The 18,884-nt window shown below is 66.8% G+C and carries 20 protein-coding genes and 1 pseudogene; 19 read left to right on the top strand and 2 right to left on the bottom strand.

Annotated features, from left to right (window positions below):
* Positions 1 to 35: 35 nt before the first annotated feature.
* The 4 genes and pseudogenes from NE609_RS17800 to NE609_RS07645 all read left to right on the top strand — a co-directional run.
* Positions 36 to 566 (top strand): annotated as a pseudogene (locus NE609_RS17800) (phosphoenolpyruvate-utilizing N-terminal domain-containing protein); the annotation flags it as partial.
* A gap of 184 nt (positions 567 to 750) precedes the next feature.
* Complete coding sequence (ptsP, locus tag NE609_RS07635) at positions 751 to 1,665, top strand: phosphoenolpyruvate--protein phosphotransferase (RefSeq protein WP_256152236.1); 915 nt, start codon at positions 751 to 753, stop codon at positions 1,663 to 1,665.
* Positions 1,665 to 2,204 (top strand): nucleoside deaminase, encoded by a 540-nt coding sequence (locus NE609_RS07640; RefSeq protein WP_256152204.1) that lies wholly within the window; start codon positions 1,665 to 1,667, stop codon positions 2,202 to 2,204. The genes ptsP and NE609_RS07640 overlap by 1 nt, the downstream gene beginning before the upstream one ends.
* Before the next feature lie 4 nt (positions 2,205 to 2,208).
* The gene (locus NE609_RS07645) at positions 2,209 to 3,033 is read left to right on the top strand and encodes an HAD family hydrolase (RefSeq protein ID WP_256152205.1); all 825 of its coding nucleotides are present in this window, start codon (positions 2,209 to 2,211) and stop codon (positions 3,031 to 3,033) included.
* A 51-nt stretch (positions 3,034 to 3,084) separates the two neighbouring features.
* On the opposite strand, the gene NE609_RS07650 is transcribed toward NE609_RS07645, so the two are convergent.
* Both NE609_RS07650 and NE609_RS07655 read right to left on the bottom strand, forming a co-directional pair.
* Positions 3,085 to 4,623 (bottom strand): YifB family Mg chelatase-like AAA ATPase, encoded by a 1,539-nt coding sequence (locus NE609_RS07650; protein ID WP_256152206.1) that lies wholly within the window; start codon positions 4,621 to 4,623, stop codon positions 3,085 to 3,087.
* A gap of 109 nt (positions 4,624 to 4,732) precedes the next feature.
* A complete protein-coding gene (locus NE609_RS07655; protein WP_256152207.1) occupies positions 4,733 to 5,302 on the bottom strand; it encodes a manganese efflux pump MntP family protein in 570 nt (189 codons plus the stop codon).
* A 430-nt stretch (positions 5,303 to 5,732) separates the two neighbouring features.
* On the opposite strand from NE609_RS07655, the gene NE609_RS07660 reads away from it, so the two are divergent.
* The 15 genes from NE609_RS07660 to NE609_RS07730 all read left to right on the top strand — a co-directional run bounded on the left by NE609_RS07660 (position 5,733) and on the right by NE609_RS07730 (position 18,883).
* On the top strand, positions 5,733 to 7,442 hold the full coding sequence (locus NE609_RS07660; protein ID WP_121585934.1) for a phospho-sugar mutase: 1,710 nt from the start codon (positions 5,733 to 5,735) through the stop codon (positions 7,440 to 7,442).
* A gap of 135 nt (positions 7,443 to 7,577) precedes the next feature.
* Positions 7,578 to 7,781, top strand: coding sequence for a 50S ribosomal protein L31 (gene rpmE, locus NE609_RS07665; RefSeq protein ID WP_101551254.1), 204 nt, complete (start codon positions 7,578 to 7,580; stop codon positions 7,779 to 7,781).
* 69 nt (positions 7,782 to 7,850) lie between these two features.
* The gene (locus NE609_RS07670) at positions 7,851 to 8,411 is read left to right on the top strand and encodes a GNAT family N-acetyltransferase (protein ID WP_256152208.1); all 561 of its coding nucleotides are present in this window, start codon (positions 7,851 to 7,853) and stop codon (positions 8,409 to 8,411) included.
* Entirely contained in the window at positions 8,398 to 8,562 is a 165-nt protein-coding gene (locus tag NE609_RS07675; protein WP_158595529.1) for a hypothetical protein, read from the top strand. The genes NE609_RS07670 and NE609_RS07675 overlap by 14 nt, the downstream gene beginning before the upstream one ends.
* Positions 8,546 to 9,433: an RluA family pseudouridine synthase gene (locus NE609_RS07680; RefSeq protein ID WP_256152209.1), complete on the top strand. Its 888-nt coding sequence runs from the start codon at positions 8,546 to 8,548 to the stop codon at positions 9,431 to 9,433. The genes NE609_RS07675 and NE609_RS07680 overlap by 17 nt, the downstream gene beginning before the upstream one ends.
* Positions 9,434 to 9,572: 139 nt before the next feature.
* A complete protein-coding gene (locus tag NE609_RS07685) occupies positions 9,573 to 10,349 on the top strand; it encodes a transporter substrate-binding domain-containing protein (RefSeq protein ID WP_101551248.1) in 777 nt (258 codons plus the stop codon).
* A gap of 75 nt (positions 10,350 to 10,424) precedes the next feature.
* Positions 10,425 to 11,090: an amino acid ABC transporter permease gene (locus NE609_RS07690; protein ID WP_101551246.1), complete on the top strand. Its 666-nt coding sequence runs from the start codon at positions 10,425 to 10,427 to the stop codon at positions 11,088 to 11,090.
* Positions 11,077 to 11,799, top strand: coding sequence for an amino acid ABC transporter ATP-binding protein (locus NE609_RS07695; protein ID WP_121585930.1), 723 nt, complete (start codon positions 11,077 to 11,079; stop codon positions 11,797 to 11,799). The genes NE609_RS07690 and NE609_RS07695 overlap by 14 nt, the downstream gene beginning before the upstream one ends.
* Before the next feature lie 63 nt (positions 11,800 to 11,862).
* Complete coding sequence (locus NE609_RS07700) at positions 11,863 to 12,633, top strand: TIGR00282 family metallophosphoesterase (protein ID WP_256152210.1); 771 nt, start codon at positions 11,863 to 11,865, stop codon at positions 12,631 to 12,633.
* Between the two features lie 188 nt (positions 12,634 to 12,821).
* Positions 12,822 to 14,366, top strand: a complete 1,545-nt coding sequence (locus tag NE609_RS07705; RefSeq protein WP_256152211.1) for an ABC transporter substrate-binding protein — start codon at positions 12,822 to 12,824, stop codon at positions 14,364 to 14,366.
* 60 nt (positions 14,367 to 14,426) lie between these two features.
* Positions 14,427 to 14,783: an Asp23/Gls24 family envelope stress response protein gene (locus NE609_RS07710; protein WP_101551237.1), complete on the top strand. Its 357-nt coding sequence runs from the start codon at positions 14,427 to 14,429 to the stop codon at positions 14,781 to 14,783.
* 36 nt (positions 14,784 to 14,819) lie between these two features.
* Complete coding sequence (locus NE609_RS07715) at positions 14,820 to 16,481, top strand: DAK2 domain-containing protein (protein WP_121585924.1); 1,662 nt, start codon at positions 14,820 to 14,822, stop codon at positions 16,479 to 16,481.
* A 16-nt stretch (positions 16,482 to 16,497) separates the two neighbouring features.
* On the top strand, positions 16,498 to 17,055 hold the full coding sequence (locus NE609_RS07720) for a biotin transporter BioY (protein WP_121585922.1): 558 nt from the start codon (positions 16,498 to 16,500) through the stop codon (positions 17,053 to 17,055).
* A 100-nt stretch (positions 17,056 to 17,155) separates the two neighbouring features.
* Entirely contained in the window at positions 17,156 to 18,301 is a 1,146-nt protein-coding gene (locus NE609_RS07725; protein ID WP_256152212.1) for a DUF6070 family protein, read from the top strand.
* A gap of 21 nt (positions 18,302 to 18,322) precedes the next feature.
* Complete coding sequence (locus tag NE609_RS07730) at positions 18,323 to 18,883, top strand: hypothetical protein (RefSeq protein WP_256152213.1); 561 nt, start codon at positions 18,323 to 18,325, stop codon at positions 18,881 to 18,883.
* Position 18,884 lies beyond the last annotated feature (1 nt).

Raw genomic sequence — 18,884 nt, forward strand, 5'->3', positions numbered from 1 at the left:
GCCCCCCCCCCCCCCCCCCCCCCCCCCCCCCCGCGGTGGAGGAGGAAATCCCCGGAAAAGGCGCGCGGGAGGAGGCGCGGCGATGCCGCGAGGCCGCCGACGCCGTCCGGCGGGAGCTGCGCGGCCTGCGGGAGCGGGCGGCCGAAGCCGCCGGTGAGGCGGAGGCGCAGATCTTTGAAATCCATGCGCTGCTGCTCGACGACCCGGATTTCACCGGGGAAATTCAGCGGCAGCTCGACGGGGGCGCGGCGGCGGAGACGGCGGTGCGCCGTGCGGGGGAGACCCTCGCGGCGGAGTTCGAGGCGCTCGGGGACCCCAACATCCGCGAACGCGCGGCGGATATCCGAGACGTGTCCCGCCGGCTGCTTTCGGCGCTCGGCGGCGGAGGGGGGCTTTCCGGGGAGGGAGAGCCGGACGGCCCCGTCGTGCTGGTCGCGGACGAGCTGACCCCGAGCGACACCCTCTCGCTCGACCGCTCGCGGGTGGCGGGGTTCGTCACCCGGCGCGGGTCGGCGGCCTCCCATGTGTCCATCCTCGCCCGCGCGATGGGGATCCCCGCCGTCGTGGGGATTGCGGCGGCCCCGGAGCTCGAGGGGAGGCTGCTGGCCGTTGACGGAGACGCGGGCAGGGTGACGGTCGACCCGGACGAGGCCGCGCTCTCTGAGGCGCGAAGCCGCCGGAGGGCGGCGGCGCGGCCCCCCCGGCGGCGGGGGGGCCCGCGGGGGGGGGGCGGCGGGCCGCCTCGGGCGGCTGCGGGCCGGCGGGTTCCCGCCCGCCGAAACGCGCGGCGGAATCCGGGTGGAGCTGGCCGGGAACATCGGCGCGCCCGGGGAGGCGCGGGCGGTTCTGGAAAACGGCGGGGAGGCGGTGGGCCTTTTCCGCAGCGAGTTTCTCTACCTCGGGCGGGAGACGCCGCCCGACGAGGAGACGCAGTATCTCGCCTACCGGGAGGCCCTCGAACGGATGGAGGGCAGGCGGGTGATCGTGCGCACCGTCGACATCGGCTCGGACAAGCGCGCCCCCTGTCTCGACACGGGGCGGGAGGAAAACCCGGCGCTCGGCTGGCGGGCGATCCGTATCTGCCTGGACCGGCGGGAGCTCTTTCGGACCCAGCTGCGCGCGCTGCTGCGCGCCTCCGTCCACGGAAGGCTCGCGGTCATGTTCCCGATGATCGCCTCCCTCCAGGAACTGCGCTGCGCCCGGAAACTGCTCGGGGAGGCGCGCGCGGAGCTTGAGGCGGAGGGGACGGGGACCGCTTCCGTGGAGGTCGGGGTCATGATCGAGACGCCCGCGGCGGCAGTCCTCAGCGACCTGCTCGCGCGTGAGGCGGACTTTTTCAGCATTGGCACCAACGACCTCACCCAGTATACGCTGGCCGCCGACCGGATGAACGAACGGATCGCCGGGTACTACCGCCCGGCGGACCCGGCCGTCCTGCGGCTCATGAAGCTGACGGCGGAGAACGCCCGGAAAAACGGCGTCTGGACGGGGGTGTGCGGCGAGTCGGCCGCAGACCCGGCACTCATCCCGCTCTATCTCGCGATGGGTATCACCGAGCTTTCGATGTCGCCCGCCGCGCTGCCGGAGGCGCGCGAACGGGTCCGGTCGCTCGATATGGAGGAGGCGCGGGCCGCGCTTGCCCGCGCGCTCGGGGAGGTGGAGTGATGCTCGGACGAAAACGGGCCGAGGCGCTCGTGCTCATGGCGATGGAGGAGGCGGCCGCCGCGCTCGCGCGGGGGGACGACCCCTACGGCGGCGTCATCGCCGACCGGGAGGGCCGCGTCCTTGTGCGGGACGGCAACCGCGAAAACACCGAACGAAACCCCTGCGCGCACGCCGAGATGGTGCTCATCCGTGAGGCCTGCGCGAAGCTGGGGAGGAACGACCTTTCGGACTGCCTGCTCGTCTGCAACTACCGGCCCTGCCCGATGTGCGCGGCCGCGATGGTGCAGGCGGGCATCCGGGAAATCTACATCGGCTCCGCCGCGCTGGATTTCCCGGCGCTCCTCATGAAAACGGCGGGAAGCTACGCGGAGATGGGGATCACGGTGACGGGAGGCATTCTCGACGAGGCGTGCGCCGCGCAGGTACGCGCCGGGCGCGAGCAGCGCGCAAAGGAACGGGAGGCCGGGACGGGAAAAGAGAGCGGGTCCGGGGCCCCCTGCCGCGCTGGGAGCCTGGAAGCTCCCGCGGATGGGAGGTAGGGGGATGTTCGGCGGACTCGAATGTGTCGCGGCCGACCTGGACGGGACGCTGCTCGGCCCCGACGAATTGCCGGGGGAGGCGGACCGTGCCGCCGTTCGCGCGCTGTCTGCCGCAGGGATCCGGGTCGTTGCCGTCACGGGGCGGCATCCCCACATCGCGGAGTGGCCGGTCCGTCTCGCGGGATGCCATCCCGCCGCCATCTGCATGAACGGCGCGGCGGTCTATGACTTTGCGGCCGGGGCCTACCGTGCGGTCGAATACATGCCCGGGGAGGAGGCCTACCGGGCCTGCCGCCTGCTCGACCGGCTCGGCGCGCCCTACGCGGCCTATGCCGCCGACGCGATCCTGCTGGCCGGTGCGTGGGAGGCGGGAAATTTTTACGAAGCGCATTTTTCCCGGTGCGGGTCCCGTTTCCGCCATAAGCCGGTTTACTGCCGGGACAGCGCGGACTTCGGCGGGCGGGAGATCGCAGACCTGCTGCTCCCGGGGGTCCCATCCGAAGCGGCGGAGGTGCTGCGGGCGCTCGCCGGTCGGATGGAGGGGGTGCGGCTGGTCTCGTCGAGCGGAAGCTGCGTCGACCTCTGCGGCGCGGGCGTTTCCAAGGGCGCGGCCCTGCGGGAATACTGCCGCCGGGAGGGGCTTTCCCTCGCGGGGACCCTCGCGCTGGGGGACGAGGAAAACGACCGTTCCATGTTGGAAATCTGCGGACATCCCTTCGTGCCGGAGGGCTCGGCGATCTCGGGCAGGCTGCCGGGCGCGCGCGTGACAGCGCGCTGCGGGCGGGATCCGCTCGCGCACGCGCTCAGGGCCCTCTTCCCAGCGTGGTAAAAAACGCGCCCCCGTCCCGGGGCTTCCGGGGCGGGGGCGCGCGTTTTGAAATTATCCGCGGTTCCAGTATTTGCGGTCGAGGGAGCGGTACTGCACCGCCTCGGAGAGGTGGGGCGCGCGGATGCGTTCGCTCCCGTCGAGATCGGCGATCGTGCGCGCCACCTTGAGGATGCGGTCGTAGGCGCGCCCCGAGAGGCCTAGCTTTTCAAACACCAGCCCAAGCATCCGCTCCGCCTCGGGGTCGAGCGGGCAGGCTTCGGCGAGCATCGACGGGTCGAGCCGGGCGTTGCAGGAGACGCCGGTCCCGGCGTAGCGGGCGTTTTGGCGTTCGCGCGCCGCCTGCACCCGGAGGCGGACCGCGGCGGAGGATTCCTCCGCGTCCCGCCGCGCGGACAGCTGGGCGTAGGTGACGGGGGAGACCTCGACATTCAGGTCGATGCGGTCGAGCAGCGGCCCCGACACCCGCCCCAGATAGGAGGACACGCGGGAGGGCGGGCAGGAGCAGCGCCGGGTGGGATGGCCGAAATAGCCGCAGGGGCAGGGATTCATCGCGGCCACGAGCATGAAGCGGCTGGGATAGCTCAGCCGCGCGCCCGCCCGCGCGATCGTGAGGACGCCGTCCTCCAGCGGCTGGCGCAGGGCCTCCATCGCCTGCCGCTGGAATTCGGGCAGCTCGTCGAGGAAGAGGACGCCGTTGTGGGCGAGGGATACCTCGCCCGGCCGGGGCACCGGGCCGCCCCCGCAGAGCCCCGCGGGCGAGACGGTGTGGTGCGGCGCCCGGAAGGGCCGCGTCCGGATGAGCGGCAGGTCGGGCGCGAGCATCCCGCAGGCGGAATAGATCTTCGTCGTCTCGATCGACTCCTCCTCGGTCATGTCGGGCAGGATGGAGGGCAGGCGCTTGGCGAGCATGCTCTTGCCGGTGCCGGGCGCGCCGATCATCAGCAGGTTGTGCCCGCCCGCCGCCGCGACCTCAAGCGCCCGTTTGGCGGGGCCCTGCCCCTTCACATCGGCGAAGTCGGGCAGGGGCGGCTGCGGCCCGCCGCCAAAGCGGGCCGTCCCGGCGGGCGGGAGGGCGCATTCCCCGCGCAGGTGGGAGACGAGCTCCCCGACCGAGCCGACCGGGAAGACCTCGATCCCCCGCGCGGCCGACGCCTCGGCGGCGTTGGCGGCGGGGATGAAGGCGCGGCGCATCCCCGTCCCGGCCGCGCCGAGCAGCATGGGCAGCACCCCGCACACCCGGCGCAGCCCGCCCGAGAGGGAGACCTCGCCGATGAAGGCGGAATCCGCAAGCGGGGCGTTTTCGGGCAGGAGCCCCTGCGCGGCGAGCAGCCCGACGAGGATGGGCAGGTCGTAGAGGGAGCCCGCCTTCTTTACGTCGGCGGGCGCCAGGTTGACGACGATGCGTCCGTCGGGGAAGGGATAGCCGCAGTTGGAGAGGACGGAACGCACCCGCTCGCGCGATTCGCGCACCGCCGCGTCGGGCAGGCCGACGATGTCGAAGGCGGGCATCGCCCGGGCGACGTTCACCTCGACGGTGACGGGATAGGGATCGATTCCCAGGATCCCCAGGCTCTGGATTGTGGACAGCATGGCGGCGTTCCTCCCCTCTGATAGGAAAAGGATACCATATCCGGAAAGCAAAATCGACCTGTTTCGGCAAATTTTGTCGAAACAGGTCGAAAACAGGGCGCGGATTTGATCAGCCGAACATGTGCTCGACAAAGATTTTCAGCCCGATGCCCACGAGGATAACCCCGCCGAGCACCTGCGCGCGGCTGCCGAGCAGCAGCCCGAACTGCTTGCCGAGCATGGAGCCGACGATACAGCAGAGGAAGGTCACCACGCCGATGAAGGCCGCGGCCGTGACGATGTTGACCTGCATGACCGCGAACCCGACCCCGACGGCGAGCGCGTCGATGCTCGTGGCCACCGCCTGCACGGCGAGGACCTTGAAGGTGAAGAGATGGTCGGGGGAGCAGCCCTCGGGATGGCGCAGCTCACGGACGCCGTCGAAGACCATCTTCCCCCCGATGAACCCGAGCAGCAGAAGAGCGATCCAGTGGTCGGCGGCGGAGATCGCGTCGCTGAAGGTCCGCCCGGCAAGATAGCCGATGATCGGCATGAGCATCTGGAAGAGGCCGAAGGAAAAGGCGGCGGCCGCCGCCTGCTTCCGGCCGAAGCCCCGGTAGCACATGCCGTTGGAGATGGATACCGCGAAGGCGTCCATCGACAGCCCCAGCGCGATCAGAAAAAGTGTCGGCGTTCCCATAGGAAGAATCCCCCTTGCCATGTTGTTTCAGTAACCCGGATGCGTTCGCGCCCCGGGGCCCGCGGCCGCCCCCGGACGGTGCTCGGCTCCTGCGGGGGCGCCCGCCCCGGCAAAACGAAAGACCCACGGACATGGCTCTTCGGGCCCGTCCATGAGTCTTGTTCTTTCAGGCAAGCCAGGCCGTGAGGCCAATATGTTGACTTGCCACGCGCCGGAATGCGCGCAAACTACTCCCCCATGCGGAAATCTTAGCCCAGTATAACATGCCCGTCCGCCCGATGCAAGAGCCGGGCGGCGTTTCGGGAGAATTTTTCCGGACGCTTCCATTTCTCCCCAGTAATCGGTTGACTTTGACAGCCTGTACGGGTATCATGATAACAGGAAAATGAACAATCCCCATGAAAGTATATATGTGACGGGAGGAAGTTATATGAACCATAACGAGCTGTATGAGCGCTGGCTGGCCGCGTCCCTCGAGGACCCCGACCTGACCGCGGAGCTCCGGTCGATCAAGGGGCGGGACGCCGAAATCCTCGACCGTTTTTACCGCGACCTCGCCTTTGGAACCGCGGGGCTGCGCGGGGTGATCGGCGCGGGCAACAACCGCATGAACATCTATACCATCCGCCGCGCGACCCAGGGTCTCGCCAACTACCTGCTCGCCCAGTCGGAGGAGCCGCACGTCGCGATCTCCTACGACAGCCGCATCAAATCCGACCTCTTCTCACGGGAAGCGGCGGGGGTGCTGGCCGCCAACGGCATCCGGGTGTCGATCTACCGGGAGCTGATGCCCGTCCCGGCGCTCTCCTTCGCGACCCGCGAGCTTCGCTGCGACGCGGGCATCATGGTCACCGCCTCCCACAACCCCGCCAAATATAACGGCTACAAGGTCTACGGCAGCGACGGCTGCCAGATGACCGAGAACGCCGCCGACGCCGTCCTCAAAGAGATCAACAGCCTCGACGTGCTCACCGGCGCGAAGACGATGAAGTTCGAGGACGCGCTCGCCTCCGGGATCGTCTCCTACATCCCCGAGGAGGTCGTCGACCGCTTTATCGACAACGTCCTTGCCCAGCAGGTCAATCCGGGCGTCTGCGAAAAAGCGGGCCTCAAGCTCGTCTATTCCCCCCTCAACGGCGCGGGCAACAAGCCGGTGCGCCGCGTGCTCGCCGCGATCGGCGCGCGGGACGTGACCGTCGTGCCCGAGCAGGAGCACCCCGACGGCAGCTTCCCGACCTGCCCCTTCCCGAACCCCGAGATCAAGGAGGCGCTCGCCAAGGGGCTCGAGCTCGCGCGCGAAACGGGCGCGGACCTCATGCTCGCCACCGATCCCGACTGCGACCGGGTCGGCATTGCGGTGAAGGAGGGGGAGGACTACACTCTGCTCACCGGAAACCACGTGGGCGCGCTGCTCTTCGACTACATCTGCCGCTGCCGCACCGAAAACGGCACGATGCCCAGGGACCCCGTCGCGGTGACGACGATCGTCTCCACCAAGCTCACCCAGATGATCGGCAAGGCCTACGGCGTCGAGGTGCGCAGCGTGCTGACCGGCTTCAAGTACATTGGCGAGCAGATCGCGCTGCTTGAATCCGCCGGGCATCCCGAGCGGTTCCTCTTCGGCTTCGAGGAGAGCTACGGCTACCTGTCGGGCACCTACGTCCGCGACAAGGACGCGGTCGTCGGCTCGATGCTCATCGTCGAGATGGCCTCCTGGTATAAGCAGAGGGGCATGAGCCTCGTCGACGCGTTAAACGATCTCTATAAACGGTTCGGTATCTGCCGCGAGAGCGTCTCCAATTTCCAGTTCGAGGGCGCCGAGGGCATGAAGATCATGGCCGGCATGATGGAGAAGCTGCGGGAGAATCCGCCCGCCGAGATCGCCGGGCAGAAGGTCACCTGCGTGAGCGACTACGAGAAATCCACCTCCACCTGCGAAGGGAAGGCTTCGCCGATCGACCTGCCGAAATCGAACGTGCTCGAATACGCGCTCGCCGACGGCTGCACCGCCATCGTGCGCCCCTCGGGCACCGAGCCGAAGATCAAGCTCTACCTGTCGGTCGTCGGCAGGGACATGGCCGAAATCGACGCGCGCGCCGCCGCGATGGGCGCGGACGTCAAGCGCATCATGGGCGTCTGAGCGGGCAAAATAGGGAAAATACGCAAAATCCTGCGGTTTCCGTAAAAAACCGCTTGCAATCGCGAGAGACGTGTGGTATAGTTTTAATGTTGCATTTATGGCATCTATCTCCGATGTCAGAAAGAGGTGAAACAAATGAAAGAGGGAATCCATCCCAAGTATGTGGATACGACGATCACCTGCGCCTGCGGCGAAGTGATCCATACGCGCTCGACGAGGGAGAACATCCGCGTTGAAATCTGCTCCAAGTGCCATCCTTTCTTCACCGGCCGTCAGAAGCTGGTTGATACGGGCGGACGCGTTGACAGGTTCAAAAAGCGTTTTGGCATGGACAAGTAAGTTTGCTGCAAAGTGCGCAGCCGCGGAAACCGCGGCTGCGTTTTTTGTATCCGGAAGGAGGCGCGGCTGATGCGGATCGAAACCAGGCGCCTGCTCCTGCGCCCGCTGGAGGAGGCCGACTTTTCCGCGCTGCAAAAAATCCTCGGCGACCCGCGGGTGATGTACGCGTGGGAGCACGGCTTCGGCGACGCCGAGGTGCGGGACTGGATCGCCCGCAGCAGGGCGCGTTATGCGCGGGAGGGCGCGGGCCACCTCGCGGCAATCGAGCGCACGTCGGGGGACTTTGTCGGCACGATCGGCCCGGTGTGGGAACCGATGGGGAGCCGCGAGGCGTGGAGCGTCGGCTATATCCTCCGCCGGGACCGCTGGGGGGAGGGCTTCGCCCGCGAGGGAGCGGCCGCCTGTGTGCGGCATGTCTTCGAGGCGCTCGGCGCGCCCGAGGCGGCCGCCGACATCCGCCCGGAAAACGCCGCCTCCCGCCGGGTCGCGGCCGCGCTCGGCATGGAGGAGGCGGGGGCGTTCGTGAAGATCTACCGCGGGAAGGAAATGCCCCATCTCATCTACCGGATCACAAAGGAACGCTACGAATCGATGAAGCGGGAAAGAGGGAATATTTATGCGGAAATCTGAGAAATTCTTGTGGGCGTCTGTATTTTTATGCATCGGCATGGTGATCGGCTTTCTGATCGCGCCGATCAAGGCGGGCATTGTCTGCGGCAATGACAACACCATTTACACCGGGACCGGCCGGGACGCCGGGGACGATGACGCGGAGGCTTGAATTCACCGTGCCGCCCGCCTATGACGGGCGCAAGGTCGTCCACTTCCTGCGCGGGGAGGCGGGGTGCTCCTATACGCTCGTGCGCTCCCTCAAAACGAAGGAGGACGGCATCCTCTTAAACGGCGCGCGCGCCCGCACGATCGACCGCCTGCGGGCGGGCGACCGGCTGGCGATCACGCTGCGCGACGGCATGGGCGGGGCGGAGCCGGACGGCACGCCGTCCGTGCCGCTCCTCTATGAGGACGACGATATCGCTGTCTATGACAAGCCCGCCGGGATGGCCTGCCACCCGGTGCGCGGCATGCAGAGCGGCACGCTCGCCAACGTCTTCGCGCGCGACTGCCGTGCGCGGGGGCAGGAGGCGGTCTGCCGGCTGATGGGCCGGCTCGACCGGGACACGTCGGGCGCGGTGGTGATCGCGAAGAACGCGTTTGCGGCCGCCGCGCTCACCGGGCAGGTGGAGAAGGCCTACCTCGCGCTCGTGACGGGCGCGCCGGAGCCCCGGGCGGGGACGGTCGACGCGCCGGTCGGGCAGCCCGACCGGGCGGACCCGCGCCGCCGGGTCGTACCGGACGGCAAGCCCGCCGTGACCCACTACGAGACGCTAGCGGAATACCCCGGCTACAGCCTCGTGCGCTGCACCCTCGAGACGGGGCGCACCCACCAGATCCGCGTGCACATGGCCCACCTCGGCTGCCCGCTGCTCGGCGACGCGCTCTACGGCGGGGATCGGGCGCTTATCGGGCGGCACGCGCTGCATTGCGCGGGCGTCTCCTTCACCCATCCGGTGAGCGGCGTTTCGCTCACCGTGCGCGCGCCCTTTCCAAAAGATATGCAAAAGTTGGCGCCCGATTGTGCGCAAACATGGTGAATATGTATGAAAATTGCGGAGAGTGCATATTTTTTGAAAAAACCCCTTGCAAAACGGGGGAATGGATGTATAATTATAACACGATATACAGAACGGCCCCCGCATCAGGCATGCGGGCTCAGATTGGGAGGAAACTGAAATGAAAAAGGTAATGGCTCTGGCCCTCGCGGCCCTGATGGTGCTTTCCCTCGCGGCGTGCGGCAAAAAGGCGCAGGTCGCCATCAACTCGGTCGAGGACCTGAACGGCAAGAAGATCGGCGTCCAGGCGGGCACCACCGGCGAAATCTACGTGCAGGAAAACGTCACCGACGCCCAGCTCGGCAGCTACAAGTCCGGCATGGACGCGGCGCTCGACCTCAAGAACGGCAAGCTCGACGCGGTCATGCTCGATGAGCTTCCGGCCAAATCGATCGTCGCGCAGAACGACGACCTGACGATCATCGACTTCAACCTCGAGCCCGAGGAGTACGCGATCGCCGTCAAGAAGGGCAACACCGAGCTGCTCGACGCGATCAACGCGACGATCGCCCGGATGCAGGGCGACGGCTCCTATGAGGCGCTCGTGAACGCCTTCATGCCCGCCGAGGGCGAAGAAGCGATCAAGGTCCCCGAGGCGCTTGAGACCACGGGCGACGTGATCAAGATGGGCACCAACGCGGCCTTCAAGCCCTTCGAGTACGCCGAGGGCTCCGAGATCGTCGGCTTCGACATCTCGATGGCGCAGAACGTGGCCAAGGACATGGGCAGGAAGCTCCAGGTCGAGGACATGGCGTTCGACAGCCTGCTTTCCGCGCTTGACACCGGCACGATCGACTTTGTCGCCGCCGGCATGACCGCCACCGAGGAGCGCCGCCAGAGCGTCGACTTCTCCGAGCCCTATTACTCCTCCAAGCAGGTCGTCATCGTCCGCAAATAAGCAGTAAGAATCGATACGGGGATGCCGGGTGGGGCCTTTCGGCCCCGCCCCGCTCCTGTTTAGGGAGGAACGCCAATGCATGCGATCTATCAAAACCTGATTGCCATGGACCGCTGGAAGCTGATCCTCGAGGGCCTGGGCAACACGATCATCATCGCGCTGGGCGCGATCGTGATCGGCACCCTGATCGGCGCCGCCATGGCGCTCATGCGGGTGTCGGGCAACCGGGTCCTCGGCGGCATCGCCAGGGGCTACATCACGGTCATCCGCGGGATCCCGATGGTGACCCAGCTGATGATCTTCAACTTCATCATCTTCGCCCCCACCGGCATGCCGAAGCTCGCGATCGCGATCGTCAGCTTCGGCGTGAACTCGGGCGCCTACTGCGCGGAAATCTTCCGCGCGGGCATCCAGGGGGTCCCGCTCGGGCAGACGGAGGCCGGGCGGTCGCTCGGGCTGGGCAGGGCGCAGACCATGTGGTCGATCGTCATCCCGCAGGCGGTCAAGGCGGTGCTCCCCACCTACACCAACGAGTTCGTCGTGCTCATCAAGGAGACGGCGGTCGCCAGCTACATCGCGCTCATGGACCTGACCAAGGCCAGCGACATGATCCGCAACGCGACCTTCAACGCGTGGGTGCCGCTGCTCTCCGCGGCGGTGATCTATCTCTGCCTGACGCTGGGGCTGTCGAGCCTCTTCGCACGGCTGGAAAGGAGGCTGGCGCGCAGTGATCGAGGTTAAAAATCTCCGCAAGTCCTTCAAGGGGCTCGAGGTGCTCCGCGGCATCAATGAGACGATCGCCAAGGGGGAAAAGGTGGTGGTCGTCGGGCCGTCCGGCTCGGGCAAATCCACCTTCCTGCGCTGCCTCAACCGGCTCGAGGAGCCGTCGGGGGGCGAGATCTGGTTCGAGGGGACCAATATCTGCGACCCCAAGTGCAACATCAACCGCCTGCGCCAGAAGATGGGCATGGTGTTCCAGCAGTTCAACCTCTTCGCGCACCTGTCGGTCAAGGAGAACATCACCCTGGCGCCCACCAAGCTCAAGATCATGACCCCCGCCGAGGCGGACGAGAAGGCGATGCAGCTTTTGAACCGCATCGGGCTGGCGGAAAAGGCTAACGCCTATCCGAGCCAGCTTTCGGGCGGCCAGCAGCAGCGGATCGCGATTGTGCGGGCGCTGGCGATGAACCCCGACGTGATGCTCTTCGACGAGCCGACCTCCGCCCTCGACCCTGAGATGGTCGGCGAGGTGCTCGATTTGATGATCCAGCTCGCGGAGGAGGGGATGACGATGGTCGTCGTCACCCACGAGATGGGCTTTGCGCGCGAGGTGGGGACCCGCGTGCTCTTCATGGACGAGGGGCAGATCCTCGAGCAGAACACGCCCAAGGAGTTCTTCGCGAACCCGCAGAACCCGCGCACAAGGGACTTTTTGTCCAAGATTCTATAGGATTACCGACTGACCGCAGGGGCGCCGCGCGCCCCTGCGGAATTTTCGCCGGATGGAGGCACTATGAACGTACTGTTTTTGGGGGACGTGGTGGGCCAGGCGGGCTGTGAAAAGGTCCGCCGCGAGCTGCCGCGGCTGAAAAAAGAGCTGTCCGCCGGGATCGTGGTCGCCAACGGGGAAAATTCCGCCGAGGGCAACGGGATCACCCCCTACAGCGCGCAGCACCTCTTTGCGAGCGGGGTGGACGTGCTCACGACGGGCAACCACGCGCTGCGCCGCCGCGACGTCTACGACCTGCTCGAGGAGGGGAACGGCATCGTGCGCCCCGCGAATTTCCATCCGTCCGCGCCGGGGAAGGGCTGGTTCCTCCACGACAATCCCGCCTTCCCGCTCGCGGTGGTGAACCTGCAGGGGCGCGTCTATATGGACCCGCCGCTCGCAAGTCCCTTCGACACGGCGGACGCGCTGCTCTCCAAAATTGACTGCCCCAACATCCTCGTGGATTTCCACGCGGAGGCGACGGCGGAGATGCTCGCGCTCGGCCACTACCTCGACGGCCGGGTGTCGGCGGTGATCGGCACCCACACCCACGTGCAGACCGCCGACGAGCGCCTGCTGCCGCGGGGGACCGCCTACATCACCGACGCGGGGATGTGCGGCGGGAGGGACTCGATCCTCGGGGTGGAGAAGGAACGGGCGATCGAACGGCTGCGCACCGGGCTGCCGGTGCGCTTCCAGAACGACCCGGAACAGATTGAACTGTGCGGCGTGCTGCTCGTGTTCGGGAAGACGCCCGGGAAGGTCGAGCGGATCGAACGGGTCCGGGTCCCCTGACGAAGAATGGAAAACCGGACAAAAATCCCCGCGGCCCTGCCGGCCGCGGGGATTTTTTCGTTTTTTACGAATGTTCACAAAGCTGCGTTGAAATTATATGGCCTATGGGGTATAATATTTAGGATTTACATGAAGCGGAATCCGTTGGGCGGCCGCAGGCCGCCGGGACGATGGCATGGGAGTGCGGGATGAAAAAACGGTTTTATGCGCTGCTGGCGGCGCTGGCGGTCCTTTTGGGCGGCTGCGCCCCCGTCGATTTGAGCGACCAGCAGCAGGTGGATATTACGGGCCAACTGCAGGAGTCCGCCCCGTCCGCGACGGAGGCGGAGGAATCCGCCGCGCCCGTCGAAGGCGAGGTGCGCGTGGCCTACGACCCCTCGGATTCCCTCAACCCCTATACGATTACCTCCCAGCTCAACCGGCAGCTCGTTCCGCTGCTTTACGACAGCCTCACCCGGCCCGACAAGACCTGGCGGCCGGAAAACCTGCTGGCGCGGGAGATCACGCAGACGGACGGCAAGCAGTACGTCGTGAAGCTGCGTGGGGACGCGCTCTTCTGGGACGGCACCCGCCTGGACGGCAAGGACGTCATCTACTCGTTCACGACCGCGGTCGCCTCCGACTCCAACTGGAAGCAGATGCTTCAGAACGTGTCGGGCTGCTCAGTCAACAGCGACGGCGACGTCGTCTTCCGGCTCTATTCCGCTGACGCGGATTTCCCCGCGCTGCTCTCCTTCCCGATCATCAAGGAGGGCACGGCGGGGGAGGACTTTCCCGTCGGCGTCAGCAAGTATTACGTCTCGGGCACCTGGCGGCAGGGGGTCGTCCTCGAGCAGAACCCCCTCTACTGGCAGGAGGCGGGCAGCATCAAAAAGGTGCTGCTGGTGGGGGTGTCCGACCCGGGCGCGCTCGGCTTCAGCCTGCGTACGGGGGATGTGGACCTCGTCTACTCCGACCTGAGCGACCCCGAGCTCTCGAACCTCTCCGCCCAGAGCGCGCCCGTATCCCTCAACAACCTCGTCTATGTCGGGATCAACGGGAGCCGCGGCCTACTGGCGGAGCCGGCCTTCCGGCAGGCGCTCTCGCTGGCGGTCAACCGCGACGAGCTGGTGCAGAAGGCGTACGTCTCCCGCGCGCGGGCGACGATGTACCCGCTGAACCCCGATTTCTACCGCATGGAGTCGATCGAGCTCTCCGCGCCGCGCGACCTGACCAGGGCCGGGGAGCTGCTCGATGAACTCGGGCTGCGGCAGAAGGACGACGACGGCTGGCGGCTGCGCTACGGCGCGCCCGTCACCCTGCGCCTGCTCGTCAACAGCGAGAACGCCGCGCGCACCGCGGCGGCCGCGCTGATCGCCGAGCAGCTCGCGCGGCTGGGGATCAGGGTGGAGGTCGTGTCCCAGTCGTTTTCCCAGTACCAGTCGAGCCTCGCTGGCTACAACTACGACCTCTATATCGGCGAGACGCGGCTGATGGACAACATGGATTTTTCCCTGCTCTTAAACGGCGGGGCCCTCGGCTACGCGGCCCCCTACAGCGAGTACCTGAGCGACCTGGCGCGCGCCTACCGCGCGACGGGGACCGGCGTGGGGACGCTCTGCGAGGCGTTCTCCGCCCAGACGCCCTTCATCCCGCTTGTCTTCCGGCAGGGGGCGGTCTCGTTCGAACGGGCCTTCCAGGCGGAAATCCTTGCAACGGAGCAGGATATTTTCTATAATATAATGGAATGGTAGAACTTTACCCCGCGTGATTTCGTAACATTGCGCTGGCAGATAGAATGGAGGTTTTTCGTTTTGATCAGCATCGAGAACCAATACGGCACGGTGGAGATCTCCCAGGAGTATTTTTCCAACCTGGTCGGGAAGGCGGCGTCCGAGTGCTTCGGCGTCGTGGGCATGGTCAGTTCCCCCGCGCAGGGGCTGCGCGCCGCCATCCGCGGCAAAAAGACCCCCGACGAGGGGGTGCGCGTGCGCACCTCGGGCGGCGGGCTCATCGTCGACCTGCACATCGTGGTCATCTACGGCATGAATATCGCGGCGGTCACCCGCAGCATCGTCAACCGGGTGCGCTATACGGTGGAGCAGGCCACCGGGCTCGAGGTGGCAAAGGTCAACGTCTTTGTCGACGCGATGAAAACCGAGAACGCATAACGGATGCAAAACTTCTGAGATGGGGGTCATAAGATCGTGATTACAGGACGGATGCTCAGGGATGCGTTTATCTCGGGAGCAAACAACATTTCCAACCAGCGGCAGGCGGTCGATGCGCTTAACGTCTTCCCGGTGCCGGACGGCGATACGGGAACCAATATGTCGATGTCCGCCTCGGCGGCCAAGCGGGAGCTCAAGCGGGTCCCCGACGACGCGACCGTTTCCCGCGTGGCGGACGTGTGCGCCTCGGCGCTGCTGCGCGGCGCGCGCGGCAACTCGGGCGTCATCCTTTCGCTGCTCTTCCGCGGCTTCTCCCGCGGGCTCAAAAACGAGACCGAGGCGGACGCCGAGCACATCGTGCGCGCGCTGGAAAAGGGCGTGGAATCGGCCTATAAGGCGGTCATGAAGCCCACCGAGGGCACCATCCTCACCGTGGCGCGCGTCGCCGCGATGAGGGCGCGCGAGGAGCTCCACGCCGACACCACCACCGAGGAGATCTGGGACATCATCCTCGACGCCGGCAGGGAGGCGCTTGCCGAGACCCCTGAGCTGCTGCCGGTGCTCAAAAAGGCCGGCGTCGTCGACGCGGGCGGGCAGGGGCTGATCGTCGTCTTTGAGGGCATGGCCGAGGTCTTCCACGGCCGCCCGGGCGTCGAGCCGGGCGAGGAGAAGCCGGCCGACAGCGATTCGATCCATCCCGACCGCAACGCGGCGGGCGAATACGTGGGGGAGATCACCCACACCTACTGCACCGAGTTCCTCGTCAAAAAGACGGAAAACTCGATCGACCCGCAGGATCTGCGCGAGTTCCTCGAATCGATCGGCGACTGCGTGGTGGTGGTCGACGACGACGACATCATCAAATGCCACGTGCACACCGACCATCCCGGCCAGGCGCTCGAAAAGGCGGGCACCAACGGCGCGCAGCTGACCAGCCTCAAGATCGAGAACATGCGCGAGCAGTACGAGGCGCAGAAGGCGAGCATCGTGGAGCCGGAGAGCGACGCCGGCTTCAAATACGCGGCGGTCGACCCGTCGCGCGAATACGGCTTTGTTGCGGTCGCCGCGGGCGAAGGGGTGCAGAAGCTCTTCGAGGACCTCGGCGTCGACAACATCGTGAGCGGCGGCCAGACGATGAATCCGTCGACCGACGACATCCTCTCGGCGGTGCACGCGACCCCGGCCAAGACGGTCTTCGTGCTGCCCAACAACAAGAACATCATCATGGCCGCCGAGCAGGCGACCAAGCTGGCCGACCGCAGGGTGGTGGTGCTCCAGACCCGCACGATCCCGCAGGGCCTGTCGGCGATGCTCGCCTTCGACCCCGACGCCGACGCGACGGCCAACCAGCTCGCGATGCAGAAGGCGTTCGAGCGGGTCGGGACCGGCCAGGTGACCTTCGCGGCGCGGGACAGCGACTTCGACGGCCACAAGATTAAGGAGGGCGAGCTGCTCGCGCTGGAAAACGGCAGGCTCGCCTTCACCGAGAAGGACCTCACCCGCGCGGTCGTGCGGCTGGCCAAGGCCCTCACCCACCGGGACAGCAGCTTCGTGACGCTGCTCTACGGCGAGGAGATCGAGGACGGGCTGGCCGAGAGCGTGCGCGAGGCGGTGGCTGACAAGCTGCCCGACGACGTCGAGGTCGCGCTCATCAAGGGCGGGCAGCCGGTCTACTACTTCATCATCTCGGTCGAATGACCCGGGGGCGTTCGTGATGCGGCATCAGAAAGTCACCCGGATGGTGCTCGCCGCGATGTTCGCGGCAATCACCGCCGTGGCCTCCCAAATCATTTTCCCGCTCGGCTTCACGCCGGTGCCCTTCTCCTGCGCGATGATCGCGATCTACCTGTGCGGGGCGCTGCTCGATCCGCGGACGGCCTTCTTTTCCCAGCTCGCCTACCTGCTGGCCGGCGCGGCCGGCGCGCCGGTCTTCTCCTACTTTTCCGGCGGCCTGCATAAGCTCGCCGGGCCCACGGGGGGCTACCTCTTCGTCTATCCGCTCATGGCGCTGGCGGTTTCGGCCGTCACACGCCGCTGGGGGCGCGGCTTCTTCAAATACTGCGCCGCGATGACGATGGCGCTCGCACTCTGCTACGCGGTGGGAACCGCGTGGTTCATGTTTGTGTCGGGCACCGGGCTCGCCGCCTCGCTGGTGGCCTGCGTGGCGCCCTTCGTTCCGATGGACGCCGTCAAGATCCTGCTTTCCGCAGCGCTCGCCAGCGCGCTTTCCCGCGCGCTCGGTAAGGCGCGGCTGCTCGGGACGAACATATAAACGAAAGCCCATCCGGGGCGGGCGGAACGCCCGCCCCTTTTTCTACGGTTTTGTCCCGTTCTTCCGCCGCGGATGGTTTGGTATGGTATGGAGGCGAAAGATGATGATGTATGGAAAATCCCTGCGCGCGGTGTGCGCGCTGCTCTGCTGCCTGACGCTGGCGTCCTGCGGGAAGGCTCCCGCGCCCGCCGCGCCGGAATCCTCCGTGCCGCCCGCGGCGGCGGAATCCGGGAGCGTTCCCACGGAGGAAGCGCCCGCCGTGGATGAGGAGTTCGCCCGAGTGGTGGAGGCCGCCGTTCCGGTCGCCCGGGAGATCACGGCGGAGTATGGGGAGGTAATCGCGGCGTTCCCCGAGACGAAACGGGAACGGCTGCTCGCGGCGGTAACGGCGCTGAGCGTCCCCGCGAAGCTGTGGGACTACGGGAACAGCGAGCGCGGGATCGAGGGCTGGCAGGCGATTGCAGAGTTCTGCGAGGCCTTCCGGCGCGGCGAGGACGCCGAAACCGCCTGGTACTGGGTCGGCGCCGAAGAGGCCGCGCAGTACCGGATGACGGCGGCGGACGGGACGCTCTCCCGGGAATACCGGTGCTGGAAATTCGGGGACACTTCGCCCTCGTCGGATTCCACGACGGTGGAGACGCTGTCCGGCGTCAAATTCCGGGAGGACGGCTGGATCGAATGGAGCCGTTCCCCGGACGAGCTCCCGGAGCAGGAGCGGATCGTCCCGCTGCCGAAGGAGCTTTGGGGTCTCTGTGAAAAATATGTCATGCCCGTCGCCGGGGATCACAGCAACGTGCTGACGCGCGACTGGGACGCCGAAAACCACGAAGACGTGTGGTGGGAATTCGTGTTCGTCTCGCTCTCGCGCAGCGTGGGGAAGGAGCTTTTCGATACCTATGAAGCGGTGGAGGACGCCTACGACACTTACGAGGTGCCCGCCGCCGATGTGGAAGGGCTGCTGACGGGATATTTCCCGGTCACCGCGGAGGAGCTGCGGGCGCTGCCCAACTACCGCCCGGACACGCAGACCTACCGGATGCAGTATTTCCAGGGAAGCGGCACCTTTGTGGGCGGGGACCTGGAAGTGACGGATAAAACCGATCACCCCGACGGCAGCATGACGCTGCGGGTCGACTGGGTGCGCCCGGACGACTGGTCGGGACGGTATTACCTGACCGTCCTGCCCGGAGAGGACGGAAGCTGGAAATATCTCGGCAACCGGGTGGAGCCGGGCACCGAGGGATAGACGACAGTTTGGAGGATACGGATGAACGGGAGACGGGGAATGGCCGCGCTGGCGGCCCTGCTGGTCTGCTGCGGCTGCGCCGCACAGCCCGCGGACGCGGGAAGCGCGCTTTTCGCGACGGAGGACGGGCGAATGACCTTCACGTTCCCGGCGGGCTGGACGGCGGACGCCGAAAGCCGCGCCTTCGACCTCGTCTGCCGCGAAGAGGCACGGGAGCTCTCGGCGGGCGTGTTCTCCTACACGCGCGAGGGCGCGGCGATGCCGTTCGAGCCGTCCGAGGCGCTCGACTTCCACGTGGAGGACTTTTGCGCCCGGCTGGAGGACGCGGGGGAGCCGGGCGGAAAGGAGGAGCGCGCCGACGGGGGACACTCCTTTACGTCGGTGCTGTTAGAGGCGGGAGGAACCGCCTACTATTTCACGCTGATCGAATTTTCCGGCTACTCGGGGCGGTTCGCGGTGGCGGTGATGACCTGCCCGGCGGCGGCCTTCGAGGCGGAGCGCGCCGGGTTCGACGCGATCGCCGCCTCGGCCGCGCTCGCGGAGGAGCCGCCGGGCCCCGCCCCGCGCGGGCAGGCCGCGTAAA

It is taken from the genome of Anaerotruncus sp. DFI.9.16 (assembly GCF_024461615.1).
Taxonomy (GTDB): Bacteria; Bacillota; Clostridia; order Oscillospirales; family Ruminococcaceae; genus Anaerotruncus; species Anaerotruncus massiliensis.